16 protein-coding genes are annotated in these 13,659 nt (G+C 59.6%); 8 read left to right on the forward strand and 8 right to left on the reverse strand.

Translation table 11 applies throughout. The features are described from left to right. The first annotated feature begins 6 nt into the window (after window positions 1-6). The 4 genes from ACNOHI_RS11890 to ACNOHI_RS11905 all read left to right on the forward strand — a co-directional run bounded on the left by ACNOHI_RS11890 (window position 7) and on the right by ACNOHI_RS11905 (window position 3,367). Window positions 7-465, forward strand: coding sequence for a (2Fe-2S)-binding protein (locus ACNOHI_RS11890; protein ID WP_420474868.1), 459 nt, complete (start codon window positions 7-9; stop codon window positions 463-465). Continuing rightward, window positions 458-1,042 (forward strand): nucleotidyltransferase family protein, encoded by a 585-nt coding sequence (locus ACNOHI_RS11895; protein WP_420474869.1) that lies wholly within the window; start codon window positions 458-460, stop codon window positions 1,040-1,042. Before ACNOHI_RS11890 ends, ACNOHI_RS11895 begins: the two co-directional genes overlap by 8 nt. 65 nt (window positions 1,043-1,107) lie before the next feature. Further along, window positions 1,108-1,566 carry a DUF3429 domain-containing protein gene (locus ACNOHI_RS11900; RefSeq protein ID WP_420474870.1) on the forward strand — a complete coding sequence of 153 codons (459 nt, stop codon included), beginning with the start codon at window positions 1,108-1,110 and terminating at the stop codon, window positions 1,564-1,566. Window positions 1,567-1,573: 7 nt separating this feature from the next. Next, window positions 1,574-3,367, forward strand: coding sequence for a M61 family metallopeptidase (locus ACNOHI_RS11905; protein ID WP_420474871.1), 1,794 nt, complete (start codon window positions 1,574-1,576; stop codon window positions 3,365-3,367). On the opposite strand, the gene trpC is transcribed toward ACNOHI_RS11905, so the two are convergent. The 6 genes from trpC to rpe all read right to left on the reverse strand — a co-directional run bounded on the left by trpC (window position 3,368) and on the right by rpe (window position 8,838). After that, window positions 3,368-4,171 (reverse strand): indole-3-glycerol phosphate synthase TrpC, encoded by an 804-nt coding sequence (gene trpC, locus ACNOHI_RS11910; protein ID WP_420474872.1) that lies wholly within the window; start codon window positions 4,169-4,171, stop codon window positions 3,368-3,370. A gap of 2 nt (window positions 4,172-4,173) precedes the next feature. Next, window positions 4,174-5,211, reverse strand: coding sequence for an anthranilate phosphoribosyltransferase (trpD, locus tag ACNOHI_RS11915; RefSeq protein WP_420474873.1), 1,038 nt, complete (start codon window positions 5,209-5,211; stop codon window positions 4,174-4,176). A gap of 13 nt (window positions 5,212-5,224) precedes the next feature. After that, the gene (locus tag ACNOHI_RS11920; protein WP_420474874.1) at window positions 5,225-5,788 is read right to left on the reverse strand and encodes an aminodeoxychorismate/anthranilate synthase component II; all 564 of its coding nucleotides are present in this window, start codon (window positions 5,786-5,788) and stop codon (window positions 5,225-5,227) included. Window position 5,789: 1 nt separating this feature from the next. Beyond that, window positions 5,790-7,286 (reverse strand): anthranilate synthase component I, encoded by a 1,497-nt coding sequence (trpE, locus tag ACNOHI_RS11925; RefSeq protein WP_420474875.1) that lies wholly within the window; start codon window positions 7,284-7,286, stop codon window positions 5,790-5,792. 197 nt (window positions 7,287-7,483) lie between these two features. After that, window positions 7,484-8,176: a phosphoglycolate phosphatase gene (locus tag ACNOHI_RS11930; RefSeq protein WP_420474876.1), complete on the reverse strand. Its 693-nt coding sequence runs from the start codon at window positions 8,174-8,176 to the stop codon at window positions 7,484-7,486. Then, on the reverse strand, window positions 8,173-8,838 hold the full coding sequence (rpe, locus tag ACNOHI_RS11935; protein ID WP_420474877.1) for a ribulose-phosphate 3-epimerase: 666 nt from the start codon (window positions 8,836-8,838) through the stop codon (window positions 8,173-8,175). The genes ACNOHI_RS11930 and rpe overlap by 4 nt, the downstream gene beginning before the upstream one ends. Before the next feature lie 129 nt (window positions 8,839-8,967). Between rpe and apaG the strand changes: the two genes are divergently transcribed. After that, window positions 8,968-9,342 carry a Co2+/Mg2+ efflux protein ApaG gene (gene apaG, locus ACNOHI_RS11940; protein WP_420474878.1) on the forward strand — a complete coding sequence of 125 codons (375 nt, stop codon included), beginning with the start codon at window positions 8,968-8,970 and terminating at the stop codon, window positions 9,340-9,342. A 1-nt stretch (window position 9,343) separates the two neighbouring features. Here the strand turns inward: apaG and ACNOHI_RS11945 are convergent, their stop codons facing one another. Next, window positions 9,344-9,484, reverse strand: a complete 141-nt coding sequence (locus ACNOHI_RS11945; RefSeq protein ID WP_420474879.1) for a hypothetical protein — start codon at window positions 9,482-9,484, stop codon at window positions 9,344-9,346. Between the two features lie 14 nt (window positions 9,485-9,498). On the opposite strand from ACNOHI_RS11945, the gene ACNOHI_RS11950 reads away from it, so the two are divergent. Both ACNOHI_RS11950 and ACNOHI_RS11955 read left to right on the forward strand, forming a co-directional pair. After that, a complete protein-coding gene (locus ACNOHI_RS11950; protein ID WP_420474880.1) occupies window positions 9,499-10,704 on the forward strand; it encodes a murein transglycosylase A in 1,206 nt (401 codons plus the stop codon). A 206-nt stretch (window positions 10,705-10,910) separates the two neighbouring features. After that, complete coding sequence (locus tag ACNOHI_RS11955; protein ID WP_420474881.1) at window positions 10,911-11,681, forward strand: hypothetical protein; 771 nt, start codon at window positions 10,911-10,913, stop codon at window positions 11,679-11,681. A 12-nt stretch (window positions 11,682-11,693) separates the two neighbouring features. Here ACNOHI_RS11955 and ACNOHI_RS11960 read toward each other — a convergent pair whose 3' ends face one another. Further along, window positions 11,694-12,185, reverse strand: coding sequence for a bacteriohemerythrin (locus ACNOHI_RS11960; RefSeq protein WP_420474882.1), 492 nt, complete (start codon window positions 12,183-12,185; stop codon window positions 11,694-11,696). 212 nt (window positions 12,186-12,397) lie between these two features. Here ACNOHI_RS11960 and ACNOHI_RS11965 point away from each other — a divergent pair, with 212 nt between their 5' ends. Continuing rightward, window positions 12,398-13,174: an enoyl-CoA hydratase gene (locus tag ACNOHI_RS11965; RefSeq protein WP_420474883.1), complete on the forward strand. Its 777-nt coding sequence runs from the start codon at window positions 12,398-12,400 to the stop codon at window positions 13,172-13,174. Window positions 13,175-13,659: the final 485 nt, after the last annotated feature.

A 13,659-nucleotide genomic window follows, 5' to 3' on the forward strand; every position in this document is an offset into this window, starting at 1 on the left:
AGAGGAATGGTCACACTCAACATCAACGGCCGCGACGTCCAGGTGGATGCCGATCCGTCCACGCCAGTGCTCTGGGCACTGCGCGACAATCTTGGCATGACCGGAACGAAATTCGGTTGCGGCGCCGCCTTGTGCGGCGCCTGCACGGTGCACCTCGACGGCCAGCCGATCCGATCATGCGTGACGCCGATTGCCAGCGTCGCGGGCAAGAAAATCACCACCATCGAAGCCATGGAGTCGGACCGCGTCGGGAAGGCCGTACAGGACGCATGGGTCAAGCATGACGTTCCGCAGTGCGGCTATTGCCAAAGCGGCCAAGTCATGACGGCCACGGCGCTTCTGCGATCCAACCGGTCGCCAACCGACGCGGACATCGACGCGGCCATGAGCGGCAACATCTGCCGCTGCGGCACGTACCAACGCATGCGGACTGCGATCAAGGACGCAGCGAAAAGCCTTGTCTGACGGACTTGTCGGCATCCTGCTCGCCGCCGGCCGCGGCGCTCGGTTCGATGCGACCGGGCAGCGCAACAAGCTGCTGCAACCGATCGCCAGCGGTGAAGAGGTCGCTGTCGCCGCAGCGCGCAATCTGATCGCCGCACTACCGTCCGTTCTCGCGGTTGTCCGGCCCGGCAATGACACGCTCGCTGCACGACTGAGCGAGGCGGGCTGCAAGGTGACGGTCTGCGAACAGTCAGACGAAGGCATGGCCGCTTCGCTTGTGCACGCCTTGTCATGCAAGCGGACGGCGCAGGGCTGGGTCATCGCACTCGCCGACATGCCTTACGTGCGGCCTGCGACGATTAGCGCGCTCGCGGCAGCGATAGAGAAGGGTGCGGGCATTGCCGCTCCCGTCACCGCTGGCCGGCGCGGCAACCCTGTCGCCTTCGCCAATAGGCACCTGGACGAACTTCTTCAGTTGCGCGGTGATGAAGGCGCGCGCAAATTGCTCAATGCGCACCAGGTGACAGCGATCGCCGTCGACGATCCCGGCATCCTGCAAGACATCGACAAACCATCGGACCTGCACGCCTGGAATTGAGCCAGTGCCGGACAATCCGGCTACACTATGCGGCTGTCGGCCCACGTGTTCCAACCGTTCTCCGCATGAACAGCCAATTCCTGAACAAACGCTTCGCCCATCTGCTCGGTATCGCCGGCATGGTTCCCTTCCTGCTCCTCATGGCCGCCTGCTGGACGGTGCAGGCCGACTGGCTGGGCTACTTCATCCGTGGCCAGCTCGCCTACGGCATTGCGATCCTCTCCTTCCTCGGCGGCATGCACATGAGCGCCGCCATTTTGTCGACAGGATTGACGGAGGAACAAACCCGCAAGGCGTTTGTCTGGAGCGTATTGCCGCCGATACTGGCCTGGTCGGCCACGCTCATGGGCGGTTTCGGGTTCGCCGTCCTGATGGCCGGATTCATCATTGCCTACCAGGTCGACAAGCGTTTGCTCGCCTGGTACCGGATGCCGGAGTGGTTCCTGCAGCTGCGCTTCAGGCTGACCTGCACGGTGGTCGCCGCGCTCGCCTTGTCCGTCATCGCCGCCAACGTCAGAGGATAGGATTCGCATGAAAAACGCCGTTCACTACACCATCGTCCCCAAGGACTCCGCCGCCCACCTGTTCGAGGTCATGCTCACCGTAGAGGAGCCCGCGACCGACGGCCAAGTGTTCACGCTGCCGGCATGGATTCCCGGCAGCTACATGATCCGGGAATTTGCGCGCAACATCGTCCGAATTACGGCAGAGTCGGGCGGCAAGGCCGTCGCCCTGAACAAGCTGGACAAGCACACCTGGCAGGCCGCTCCCTGCGGGAGGAAGCTCACACTGACCTATGAAGTCTATGCCTGGGACCTCTCCGTACGCGCCGCCCACCTCGATCAGACGCACGGATTCTTCAACGGCACCAGCGTCTTCCTCGCTGTCGCAGGACAGGAGCAACTGCCGCATGTCGTCGACATTCGGCGGCCCGAAGGCGACCTCTACAAGGCATGGCGTGTCGCAACCGCGCTGCCGGAACTGAAAGCGCGACGCTACGGCTTCGGCAGCTATGTGGCAAAGGACTACGACGAGCTGATCGACTCGCCGGTCGAAATGGGAGCCTTCGAGCTGGCGACCTTCAAGGCACACGGCATTCCTCATGACATCGTGATCACCGGGCGTGTTCCCAACCTGGACATGGCCCGCCTGATCAACGACCTCAAGAAAGTATGCGAAGCGCAGATTGCCCTGTTCGAGCCGAAGTCCCGGCGTGCACCGATGAAGCGCTATGTGTTCATGACGCTCGCGGTCGGCGACGGATACGGCGGCCTCGAGCATCGCGCCTCGACCGCGCTGATCTGCTCGCGCAATGACTTGCCGGTCAAGGGTCAGAAGGAGATGAGCGAGGGCTACCGCACTTACCTCGGCTTGTGCAGTCACGAGTACTTCCATACCTGGAACGTCAAGCGCATCAAGCCCGACGTGTTCGCGCCCTATGACTTGCGCACCGAGGGTTACACGACGCTGCTCTGGCTCTTCGAAGGTTTCACCAGCTACTACGACGACCTGATGCTCGTGCGCAGCGGACTGATCGATGAAGCCGCTTACCTCAAGCTCGTGACCAAATCGCTCAACGGAGTTCTGCGCGGCAGTGGACGGACCAAGCAGAGTGTCGCCGAATCGAGTTTCGACGCATGGACCAAGTACTACCGGCAGGACGAGAATTCGCCGAACGCGATCGTCAGCTATTACGCGAAAGGCTCGCACGTCGGCCTTGCGCTCGACCTCACGATACGTGCTGAAACGAAGGGCAAGAAGTCACTCGACGACGTCATGCGCGCATTATGGGAGCGCTATGGCCGCGATTTCTACGAAGGCGAGGGGATCGGCGTTTCAGAGGCGGATGTCGAAGCCCTGTTCGACGAGGTCACGGGACTCAAGCTCAAGCAATTCTTCGACCGCTATGTGCGCGGCACCGAAGACCTTCCGCTCGGCAAGCTGCTCACTCCCTTTGGCGTCGACCTGACGGACAACGTGAAGACCCGGAAGCCGGCACTCGGCATTCGCACATCACGCGAGGGCAGCGACTGCAAGGTTGCGAACGTGTATGAAGACGGCCCGGCGCACAAGGCAGGCGTGTCGGCTGGCGATATCCTGATCGCCGTGGGTGGATTGCGCGTGACGGCGACCAATCTCGATGGACTGCTGGCGCGCTACAAGACGGGGGATGTGGTTGCGCTGCATGTCTTCCGCCGCGATGAGCTGATGGCCTTCACCGCGATTATGGCGCCTGATGACGCGCCGCAGATGGTACTGGAAGCACAGGCCAAGCCGGCGGCAGCAGCGCGTGTGCGCGCTGCGTGGCTCGGCGGAGCAGGCTGATCAGCCTGCGAACAAGCGGTTCAGTTCCGCGCCCGGATCGGGCGCGCGCATGAAGGCTTCGCCGACAAGGAAGGCATGCACGTCGGCGTCGCGCATTTTTTTCACATCATCGGGCGCGAGGATGCCCGATTCGGTGACGACCATCTTTTCCGGCGGAATGCGCGGCAACAGGTCGATCGTGGTCTGCAGGGAGGTTTCGAAGGTGCGCAGGTTGCGGTTGTTGATGCCGACCATCGCCGTCTTCAGCTTCAATGCAGCAGTCAGCTCGTCGCCGTCATGCACCTCGACCAGCACGCCCATTCCGAGCTCATGGGCGCAGGCTTCCAGCTCCGCCATCAAGCCATGATCCAGCGCCGACACGATCAGCAGGATGCAGTCCGCGCCCCAGGAGCGAGCCTCATACACCTGGTACACGTCGATCATGAAGTCCTTGCGCAGCACCGGTAATTCGCAGGCAGCGCGCGCCTGTTGCAGGTACTCCGGCGCCCCCTGGAAGAATTGCACGTCGGTCAGGACGGAGAGGCAGGCTGCGCCATGCTTCGCATAGCTTGCGGCGATCTCGGCGGGACGGAAATCGGGGCGCAGCACGCCCTTTGACGGCGACGCCTTCTTCACTTCGGCAATCACGCCGGCGTGGCCAGTCTTGATCTTCGATCGCAGGCTGGCTTCAAAGCCGCGCAGATCCTTGCGCGCTTCGGCATTGCTTTCGACGTCACGGCGCAGGCTTGCCAGGTCGCGGTGTATTTTCGCTGCGGCGACTTCGTCTGCCTTGACGTCGAGGATCTTCTTGAGGATATCGGACATGATCAGATCGCGGCGCCGAGCTGCTGCGTCGCCTTCACAAATTGGTTCAGCTTTGAACGGGCCGCGCCGGATGCGAGCACTTCGCGCGCTTTCATCAGACCGTCACCGATTGTCTTCACAGCGCCGCCCGCGTAGAGTGCGGTGCCGGCGTTGAGGACGACGATGTCACGGACCGGGCCCGGCGTGTTGTCGAGCGCTTCGAAAATTTTCTGCTTCGACTCTTCCGCACCGGACACCTTCAGGTTGCGGCTCGCGACCATCTGCAGGCCAAAGTCTTCCGGATGGACTTCGTATTCGCGGATCTCGCCATCGACCAGCTCGCCGACCATCGTCGCGGCGCCCAGGGAGACTTCATCCATGTTGTCGCGCCCCCAGACCACCAGCGCATGTTTTGCGCCGAGGCGCTGCAGTACGCGCACCTGGATGCCGACGAGGTCCGGATGGAACACACCCATCAGGATATTCGGCGCACCGGCCGGATTGGTCAGCGGCCCGAGGATGTTGAAGATGGTCCGTACGCCGAGTTCCTTGCGCACGGGAGCTGCGTGCTTCATGGCCGCGTGATGGTTCGGCGCGAACATGAAGCCGATGCCCGTCTGCTCGATCGATTGCGCGACCTGCTCCGGCTTCAGGTTGATATTGGCGCCAAGCGCCTCCAGCACATCCGCGCTACCCGACGATGACGACACGCTTCGGCCGCCGTGCTTTGCCACGCGCACGCCGGCAGCGGCAACCACGAACATCGAAGCGGTGGAAATGTTGAAGGTATGCGCACCGTCGCCGCCGGTGCCGACGATGTCCAGCAGGTTGCTGGTATCAGCCAGCGGCACCTTCGTCGCGAACTCGCGCATCACTTGCGCCGCGGCGGCGATCTCGCCGATGGTTTCCTTTTTCACGCGAAGACCCATCGTGAGCGCCGCGATCATTACCGGCGACATCTCGCCGCCCATGATCTTCCGGAACAGCGACAGCATTTCGTCGTGGAAGATCTCGCGATGTTCAATGCAGCGCAGCAGCGCTTCTTGCGGCGTAATCGGCATGCGTGGCTCCATTTCAGGTATTCAGGAAGTTTTTCAGCAGCGCGTGGCCGTGCTCGGACAGGATGGATTCCGGATGGAATTGCACGCCTTCGATCTGGTATTCCTTGTGGCGCACGCCCATGATCTCGCCGTCGTCTGTCCATGCCGTCACTTCCAGGCAATCCGGCAGCGACTCGCGTTCGATTGCCAGCGAGTGATAGCGGATGATGGTGTAGGGACTGGGCAGGTCCTTGAAGACGCCGACGCCGGTATGGGTAATGACAGAGGTCTTGCCATGCATGACCTGCTTGGCGCGGATCACCTTGCCGCCGAACGCAGCGCCGATACTTTGATGGCCGAGGCAGACGCCAAGGATAGGCAGCTTGCCGGCGAATTCCTTCAGCAGCGGCACGGACACGCCCGCTTCATGCGGCGTGCACGGGCCGGGAGAAATGCAGATGCGGTCCGGCTTCATGGCCGCGATCTGATCCAGCGTGATTTCGTCATTGCGGAAAGTCCGCACGTCTTCACCGAGCTCGCCAAAGTACTGGACCAGGTTATAGGTGAAGGAGTCGTAGTTATCGATCATCAGCAACATGTCACAGCTCCCCATCCAGTCCGTCTTGCACTTGCTCGGCAGCTCTTAATACCGCGCGGGCTTTATTTTCCGTTTCCTGCCATTCCATTTCCGGAATCGAGTCCGCAACGACGCCGGCGGCGGCCTGCACGTGCAGCATGCCGTCCTTGATCACGCCGGTACGGATGGCGATGGCGAGGTCCATCTCGCCGCCGAACGACAGATAGCCGCACGCGCCGCCGTAAATGCCGCGCTTGATCGGCTCAAGTTCGTCGATGATTTCCATGGCGCGCACCTTCGGCGCACCGGACAGCGTACCGGCAGGGAAGGTGGCCTTGAGCACATCGAGGTTCGACAAATCAGGCTTGAGCGTGCCTTCGACGTTCGACACGATGTGCTGCACGTGGGAATACTTTTCGATCACCAGCTTGTCGGTCACCTTGACGCTGCCGGTTTCCGCGATACGTCCGATGTCATTGCGCGCCAGGTCGATCAGCATCACGTGTTCCGCAATTTCTTTCGGATCGGCCAGCAGTTCCTTGGCCAACTGCGCATCCTTCTCCGGCGTCGCGCCGCGCGGGCGGGTGCCGGCGAGCGGGCGGATCGTGACTTTCCGCTTGCCTTCGTTGGTTTGCTCGTTACGGACGAGGATTTCCGGCGACGCGCCGACGATCTGCATGTCGCCGAAGTTGTAGAAGTACATGTAAGGTGAGGGATTCAGCGATCGCAGCGCGCGGTAGAGCGACAGCGGCGAATCCACATACGATTTCTTCAGCCGCTGGCCGACCTGCACCTGCATCAGGTCGCCGGCCATGATGTATTCCTTCGCCTTCTCGACCGCTTTCAGGTAATCGGCCTTGTCGAATTCGCGGATGGTATCGGTGCGCACCGACGCAGACGTGACCGGCACATCGACCGCGCGGCGCAGCATGGCGCGCAGGTCTTTCAGGCGCTGGCGGGCCTTCGAATACGCCTCCGATTGGGTCGGATCCGCATAGACAATCAGGTACAGCTTGCCGGACAGGTTGTCGATCACCGCCAGTTCTTCCGTTACCAGCAGCTGAATATCCGGCAGGCCGAGATCGTCACGCGGCGTCGAGTTGGCGAGTCGCTTCTCGATATGCCTTACCGTGTCATAGCCGAAATAACCGGCCAGGCCGCCACAGAAGCGCGGCATGCCGGCGCGCAGCGCTGCCTTGTAGCGCGACTGGAATTCGGCGATGAATTCGAGCGGATTGCCTTCGTGCGTCTCGACCACGGTGCCGTTCTTCACGACTTCCGTTTTCGTGCCATAGCTGCGCATGAGCGTCGACGCCGGCAGTCCGATGAAGGAATAGCGCCCGAAGCGCTCGCCGCCAACGACGGATTCGAGCAGGAAGGTGTTCTTGCCGGTGTTCTGGGTCTGCGCCAGCTTCAGGTACAGCGTAAGCGGCGTTTCGAGGTCCGCGAAGGCCTCAGCGATCAGCGGAATGCGGTTGTAGCCCTGCGCGGCCAGCGATTTGAATTCGAGTTCGGTCATGTTTCTCTCCGGGCGCTATTGTAGAACGGGAGTCCTATAGCGGGGGGGATTGTCAAAAAACGTTGCTAACCAGGCAAAATGCGGTCAGCGGCAATGTGGGCTTATACAGTCCAGGATTGCCAGCGTCGCCACAGCCAGGCCTCAAAGCGGCCCACTGCAGTCACGTCACGTTTTTTGTCGAGAAACATGTCAATGGTTTATGCGGAAATGAGATGTGCTGCGTCAAGCAGCGTGGAAACTATACCATCGGAATCGACGTCGTGTATAGATTCGCCATGGTTGTAGCCGTAAGGCACGTTCAGCACCCGGCAGCCGGCAGCACGAGCAGCCTGCGCATCGTTCGAGGAATCGCCAATCGCCACCACCTCCTCCGGCTTCAAGCCGAAATCCGTGCACACCGTCAGCAGGGGCAGGGGATCGGGCTTCTTCCGTGGCAGCGAATCGCCCCCGTAGACAAGCTCGAAATAGTCGCGCAGCCCGGTCTTTTCCAGGAGCGGCACCGCGAACCCAATCGGTTTGTTGGTCACGCAGGCGAGCCGGATGCGCTTGGCGCGCAAGGCATCCAGTCCTTCGCGCACTCCGGCGTAGACGCTCGAATACTCGCCGTTGATCGCCACATAGTGCTTCATGTACGACGCCAGCGCCGCCTCGAAATGCCGTTCCACGTCATCAGGGGCATAGTCGACAGCGAGCACGCGGCGCATCAGGTTCTCGGTCCCTTTGCCCACGAAATGGGTGATGGTCTCGATATCGATCGGCGCCAGGCCGAGGTCGCTGCGCATCCGGTTGATCGCAACGTGGAAATCCGGCGCGGTATGCACCATCGTGCCGTCGAGGTCGACGATGGCACCGCGAATCCCGGTCAGTGCAATGCGTTCCGGCGCGTTCATACCTGCGCCAGCTGCGCGCGCATGGCGTCGATCACCGCCTTGTAATCCGGCTTGCCGAAGATTGCGGAGCCCGCAACAAAGGTGTCCGCGCCTGCGCGCGCCGCCGCCGCAATGTTTTCGATCTTGATCCCGCCATCCACTTCCAGCATGATGTCTCGGCCGGATTCGTCGATGCGCTTGCGCACGTCGGCGATCTTTTTCAGCGCTTCAGGAATGAAGGATTGACCGCCGAAGCCAGGATTGACCGACATGATCAGGATCATGTCCAGCTTGTCCATCACATGGTCAAGATAATGCAGGGGCGTAGCCGGGTTGAATACGAGGCCCGCCTTGCAGCCATTGTCACGGATCAGTTGCAGCGAGCGGTCGATATGCTCGGACGCTTCCGGGTGAAAGGTAATGATGTTGGCGCCGGCCTTTGCGAAGTCAGGGATGATGCGATCCACCGGCTTGACCATCAGGTGCACGTCGATCGGCACCTGGACATGGGGCCGGATGGCTTCGCACACCAGCGGGCCGATGGTCAGGTTCGGGACGTAATGGTTGTCCATCACGTCGAAGTGGATAATGTCGGCGCCAGCGGCAACAACGTTGCGGACTTCTTCGCCCAGGCGGGCAAAATCGGCGGAAAGGATGCTGGGAGCGATACGATAGGTAGGCATGGCAGGCAAGGTTGGAATGGATGCGCTATTTTACCCGTTCGATCGCGACGGGAAGTATTGCAATCACCCAAGTTTTCAGGTGCAATCGCCTAGTCGCTCGCAATATGGAAAGAACAACAAGGAACCCGAATGGCAGCCTATGAATTCAGCGTGTCCGTGAAAACCCAGTATCTGGAGGAGCAATCCGAGCCGGACCGTGGAAATTTTGTTTTCGCCTACACGATCACTATCAAGAACACGGGGAAAGTCGCCGCCCAGCTCATTTCGCGCCACTGGACCATTGTGGATGCGAACAACCGTGTGGAAGAGGTGAGGGGGCTTGGCGTCGTCGGTCACCAGCCGCTGATGCAGCCGGGCGAACAGTTCGAGTACACCAGCGGTACTGCCCTCGCGACGCCACAAGGATCGATGAAGGGCACCTACTTCTGCGTGGCGGAAGACGGCGAACAATTCGAAGCCGTCATCCCGGAATTCATCCTATCGTTGCCGCGCACGCTGCATTGAATTAAGGTGGCGAATCGTCCTTCGGCGGCACCGCTTTCGATGGATTTGCCCGGCTCTTGTCCTTGCTCGAAGGCATCGTCCACCACACAATAAAAACCAGCAGGAACAGGGCAACTCCCGCTTCAAGCATCAACAGCCACATATTTGTTCTTCCCCATGTCAGTCATCCGCACAAGTTTACTCGCATCCGCCGCGGCAGTACTCGCTGCCGCTTGTACTTCGATTCCCCCGGCACCGCCGGCCAAGGCGCCGGTCACGCCCGAACCGGTACAGCCGGTCAAACCGGTCGAAGCGCCGAAGGAACTCTTCCGCGCCACGACATTTGCAGCTCTCGCGGGCTGGGACAAGGACAACTTGCGCGAGGCATGGCCGGCTTTTCTCACCTCATGCGATGTGCTGGTGCGCAAGCCCGACTGGAAAGAGCCCTGCCAGGTCGCGTCGGAAGTCGACGCGACAAGCGAAAAGGCAGTCCGGACATTCTTCGAATCGTTTTTCACGCCGTACCAGGTTTTCAACCAGGATGGATCGGATGCGGGACTCGTGACCGGTTACTACGAACCGCTGCTGCGAGGAGCGCGCAAACGGGGCGGCCCATACCAGATCCCCTTGCACCGCGCGCCGGAAGACTTGCTGACGATCGATCTTTCTTCTGTCTATCCGGAATTGAAGAACATGCGCCTGCGCGGACGCGTCGTCGGAAACAAGGTCGTGCCCTATTTGTCGCGGGGTGAAATGATGCAATCCAATTCCCTGTCCGGAAAGGAGCTTGTGTGGGTTGACGACGCCGTGGAGGCATTCTTCCTCCAGGTGCAGGGATCCGGTCGCGTGCAACTGGCCGACAGCAAGGAGACGATCCGGGTGGCCTACGCGGACCAGAACGGCCATCCGTACAAATCGATCGGTCGCTACCTCGTCGACAAGGGGGAAATGACGCTTGATCAAGCGTCGGCCCAATCGATCAAGTCCTGGTTTGCCTCGAACCCCGCGCGTCAGCAGGAGTTGCTCAATGCAAACCCGAGCTATGTATTTTTCAAGGAAGAAAAGCTCACTGATCCTAACAAGGGCCCGAAAGGGGCGCTCGGCGTACCCCTGACGCCGCAACGGTCGGTTGCGGTCGATCCTCAATTCATCCCGCTGGGTGTTCCGGTATTTCTCGCAACAACACAGCCGGGGAAGGAAACTGCGTTGCAGCGGCTGATGGTGGCACAGGACACCGGTGGCGCTATCAGGAACCCGGTGCGGGCGGATTTCTTCTGGGGATTCGGGGCTGAGGCAGGCGAGAAGGCAGGCAAGATGAAGCAGCGCGGGCAGCTCTGGATACTTGTTCCTAAAATGGCGCAGCCACCGGTAGCCGGTCGATAACGATTTTCTTCCGGCAACCAGCGCGACACGGGATATTATGATAAATACGACAACTTTTTCGTCGGATATCACTATTCATCCCGTTAATGTTTATTCGTCACCTCCTGCAGGCGTGCACTATCTTCTTCTTGTGTTGCGGGGCCGTCGCTGCGGCTCCGATGGTCTACACATATCCAAAATCTGTATCAACCGTCGATAGTCAGTACATGTATGACTACGACTTGCTTCGGCTTGCGCTGGAGAAGACGCGTTCCGTGTACGGCCCGTACGAACTTCGCCCGTCGGATGTCGGAATGTCCCAAGCGCGCGCGGCGGAGGAAATTCATTCCGGATCAGGCAAGGTCAATATCTTTGCCCGCTCGACGGCCGTCGAGCATGAAACACGCATGCTCCCCGTGCGAATTCCCCTGGACAAGGGGTTGATCAGTTACCGCGTGTTCCTGATCCGGGGCGGCGACCAATGGCGCTTTTCCTCCATCCGCACGCTGGATGACCTGCGCAAGCTAAGTGTCGGCTCGTTCCCGACATGGACGGATACGAGGGTCCTTCGCGATGCGGGCTTCAACGTAGTCACCGGCGAGAGCTACGAGGGGCTCTTCCGGATGCTGGTGGCTAACCGGTTCGATTTCTTCTCCCGCAGTGTCGATGAGGCGTATCGGGAGTACGACGAGCGCAAGGACGCCCTGCCGGCCATGAAAGTGGAGGAGGGGTTGCTTCTATATTTCCCGACGACGCGCTACTTCTTCCTGCAGCGGAGTCCGGAGGGTGAAAGGTATGCGGCGCGCGTCGAACAGGGGCTGAATCAGATGATCAAGGACGGCAGTTTCGACGTCCTCTTCAAAAAGTACAAGGAACCGCTGATCGAGCGTGCGAACCTGCGCCATCGCAGGATCTTTCGGATACCTAACCCCTACCTTTCTCGGGAAACGCCTCTGTCCCGCCGGGAGTTGTGGTACGACCCGCTTGTCGATCGATGAGACGCGTATTATTCAAGAAGGCTGCAGGAATAGTGCGCCTTCGCTGCGCGCAAACTGTATTGCGCCTGCAAATGACGTATCCAATGTCGATATATGAACCAGCAGCCATTGCGGCAACAATTCGTCGACCACATGCCTCCCTATGCCAACATCCCCGCCCATGACTTGCGCATGGATATGGTGTAGCGCCCCAAGCAAACGCGCATGCTGTTCCTGATGCGCGGCCATTTCCTGGAAGTCCAGCTCATCCATCCAGGCCTCCTCTTCGCGAAACGCGCGCTCTACGCGACGGACAAATGTCGTGAATTCCTCGCAGAAGGCTGTATCGTCGCTCCCGGATAGCGCGTCCAGCGCACTGAAAATGTCATGATGCAGCCGGTCCATGGCCGGAACGCCCGAAGAAATATCCAAAGCCCACTCAGGAGGCGGACAAGTCACGTCAGCGATTCCATTGCCATGTGCACTGTGAAATTTCGAGGAGCCAGCCAGCTTCGAAGGAATCATTGGCGACCTTTCTTTGGGGGAATATGGAGGGCGGGGAGGCGCTGCAACGAATTCAATTGCAGCAAATTCATGCTACTGCCGCGTGGCGGTCGATCATTGACCTGCCTCAAAGAGGGGGGAGTCGGCTGCTTTCGGGACTTTGCGCATCCGGGATGAGTCGAGGCAGGAAGGGTACAATGCGCGCACCCCTTTTAGACCAGGAGCCTATAAAAATGAACTATGAAAACATCGTGGTTGAAACCCGTGAGAAGGTAGGAGTCATCCAGCTCAATCGCCCGAAGGCGTTGAATGCGCTTAACGACAAGCTGATGGACGAACTTGGCGCTGCGTTAACCGCTTTCGACGCCGACGACAACATCGGCTGCATCATCATTACTGGCAGCGAAAAAGCGTTCGCTGCTGGTGCGGACATCGGCGCGATGGCCGGCTACACATTCATGGATGTATATAAAGGGGAGTACATCACGCGGAACTGGGAACAGATTCGCCGGATTCGCAAACCGGTCATTGCTGCCGTCGCAGGTTACGCCCTTGGGGGCGGATGTGAGTTGGCGATGATGTGCGATTTCATTATTGCGGCTGAAACCGCCAAATTTGGCCAGCCGGAAATCAAGTTGGGCACCATTCCCGGCGCTGGCGGCACGCAGCGCCTGCCCCGCGCCGTATCCAAAGCCAAGGCAATGGACATGTGCCTTACCGGCCGCATGATGGACGCCGCCGAGGCGGAGAGGGCCGGTCTGGTTTCCCGCATCGTGCCCGCCGACAAGCTCATGGAGGAGGCAGTTTCTGCTGCTGCGACGATTGCCGGCATGTCCCTCCCGATCGTCATGATGGTCAAGGAAAGCATCAACCGCGCGTACGAAACTACGCTCAATGAAGGGGTGCAATATGAGCGCCGCCTGTTCCACAGCACCTTTGCCACAGAGGATCAAAAGGAAGGCATGAAGGCCTTTATGGAGAAACGCTTGCCCGCCTTCCGCAATCTTTGATATAGTCCGCCTCCCGTCGCAAAACGGTGCAGAAAAAACGCGGTCGTCCGCTCGCACAATGCCATGTGGCGGGAGAGCAAGATGTGGGATTGTCGAGAAAAAGCTTTCCAGATATTCGAAGCAATGTGCTTGACTGTATCTGAAAAACATCTCATAATCTCGCCTCTTTGCTGCTAGCGAACAAAACGATTCGACGGCAAATTTGCAAGGCTGAAAAGTTGAGCGAAAAGAAGTAGTTACGCGAACAAGTTAATTTAATAGTGCTTGACGCAAAAACGAAACTGCTTCATAATCTCGTTTCTCTGCTGCTGACGAACAAAACGATTCGTAGCGAGGTGTTAAAAGATGCCAGGCAGAACAAGTTCTTTAAAAAATAACAGCCGATAAGTGTGGGCGCTTGATGAAGGTGCGGCGCTGAGAGATCAGCGTGTAACTTAAAACATTAAGTGCTCACAAAAAATATAGGTAAGAATCGCAAGATAATT

It is taken from the genome of Noviherbaspirillum sp. ST9 (genome assembly GCF_048799745.1).
In the GTDB taxonomy this organism is placed as follows: Bacteria; Pseudomonadota; Gammaproteobacteria; order Burkholderiales; family Burkholderiaceae_D; genus Noviherbaspirillum.

Bases quoted from the DNA above. Each gene is read 5' to 3' on its own strand.
- rpe (WP_420474877.1), bottom strand. From the start codon at position 8,838: ATGCCTACCTATCGTATCGCTCCCAGCATCCTTTCCGCCGATTTTGCC.
- ACNOHI_RS11930 (WP_420474876.1), bottom strand. From the start codon at position 8,176: ATGAACGCGCCGGAACGCATTGCACTGACCGGGATTCGCGGTGCCATC.
- trpD (WP_420474873.1), bottom strand. From the start codon at position 5,211: ATGCCGATTACGCCGCAAGAAGCGCTGCTGCGCTGCATTGAACATCGC.
- ACNOHI_RS11955 (WP_420474881.1), top strand. From the start codon at position 10,911: ATGTATGACTACGACTTGCTTCGGCTTGCGCTGGAGAAGACGCGTTCC.
- ACNOHI_RS11960 (WP_420474882.1), bottom strand. From the start codon at position 12,185: ATGATTCCTTCGAAGCTGGCTGGCTCCTCGAAATTTCACAGTGCACAT.
- apaG (WP_420474878.1), top strand. From the start codon at position 8,968: ATGGCAGCCTATGAATTCAGCGTGTCCGTGAAAACCCAGTATCTGGAG.
- ACNOHI_RS11905 (WP_420474871.1), top strand. From the start codon at position 1,574: ATGAAAAACGCCGTTCACTACACCATCGTCCCCAAGGACTCCGCCGCC.
- ACNOHI_RS11950 (WP_420474880.1), top strand. From the start codon at position 9,499: ATGTCAGTCATCCGCACAAGTTTACTCGCATCCGCCGCGGCAGTACTC.
- trpE (WP_420474875.1), bottom strand. From the start codon at position 7,286: ATGACCGAACTCGAATTCAAATCGCTGGCCGCGCAGGGCTACAACCGC.
- ACNOHI_RS11890 (WP_420474868.1), top strand. From the start codon at position 7: ATGGTCACACTCAACATCAACGGCCGCGACGTCCAGGTGGATGCCGAT.
- ACNOHI_RS11965 (WP_420474883.1), top strand. From the start codon at position 12,398: ATGAACTATGAAAACATCGTGGTTGAAACCCGTGAGAAGGTAGGAGTC.
- ACNOHI_RS11900 (WP_420474870.1), top strand. From the start codon at position 1,108: ATGAACAGCCAATTCCTGAACAAACGCTTCGCCCATCTGCTCGGTATC.
- trpC (WP_420474872.1), bottom strand. From the start codon at position 4,171: ATGTCCGATATCCTCAAGAAGATCCTCGACGTCAAGGCAGACGAAGTC.
- ACNOHI_RS11920 (WP_420474874.1), bottom strand. From the start codon at position 5,788: ATGTTGCTGATGATCGATAACTACGACTCCTTCACCTATAACCTGGTC.
- ACNOHI_RS11945 (WP_420474879.1), bottom strand. From the start codon at position 9,484: ATGTGGCTGTTGATGCTTGAAGCGGGAGTTGCCCTGTTCCTGCTGGTT.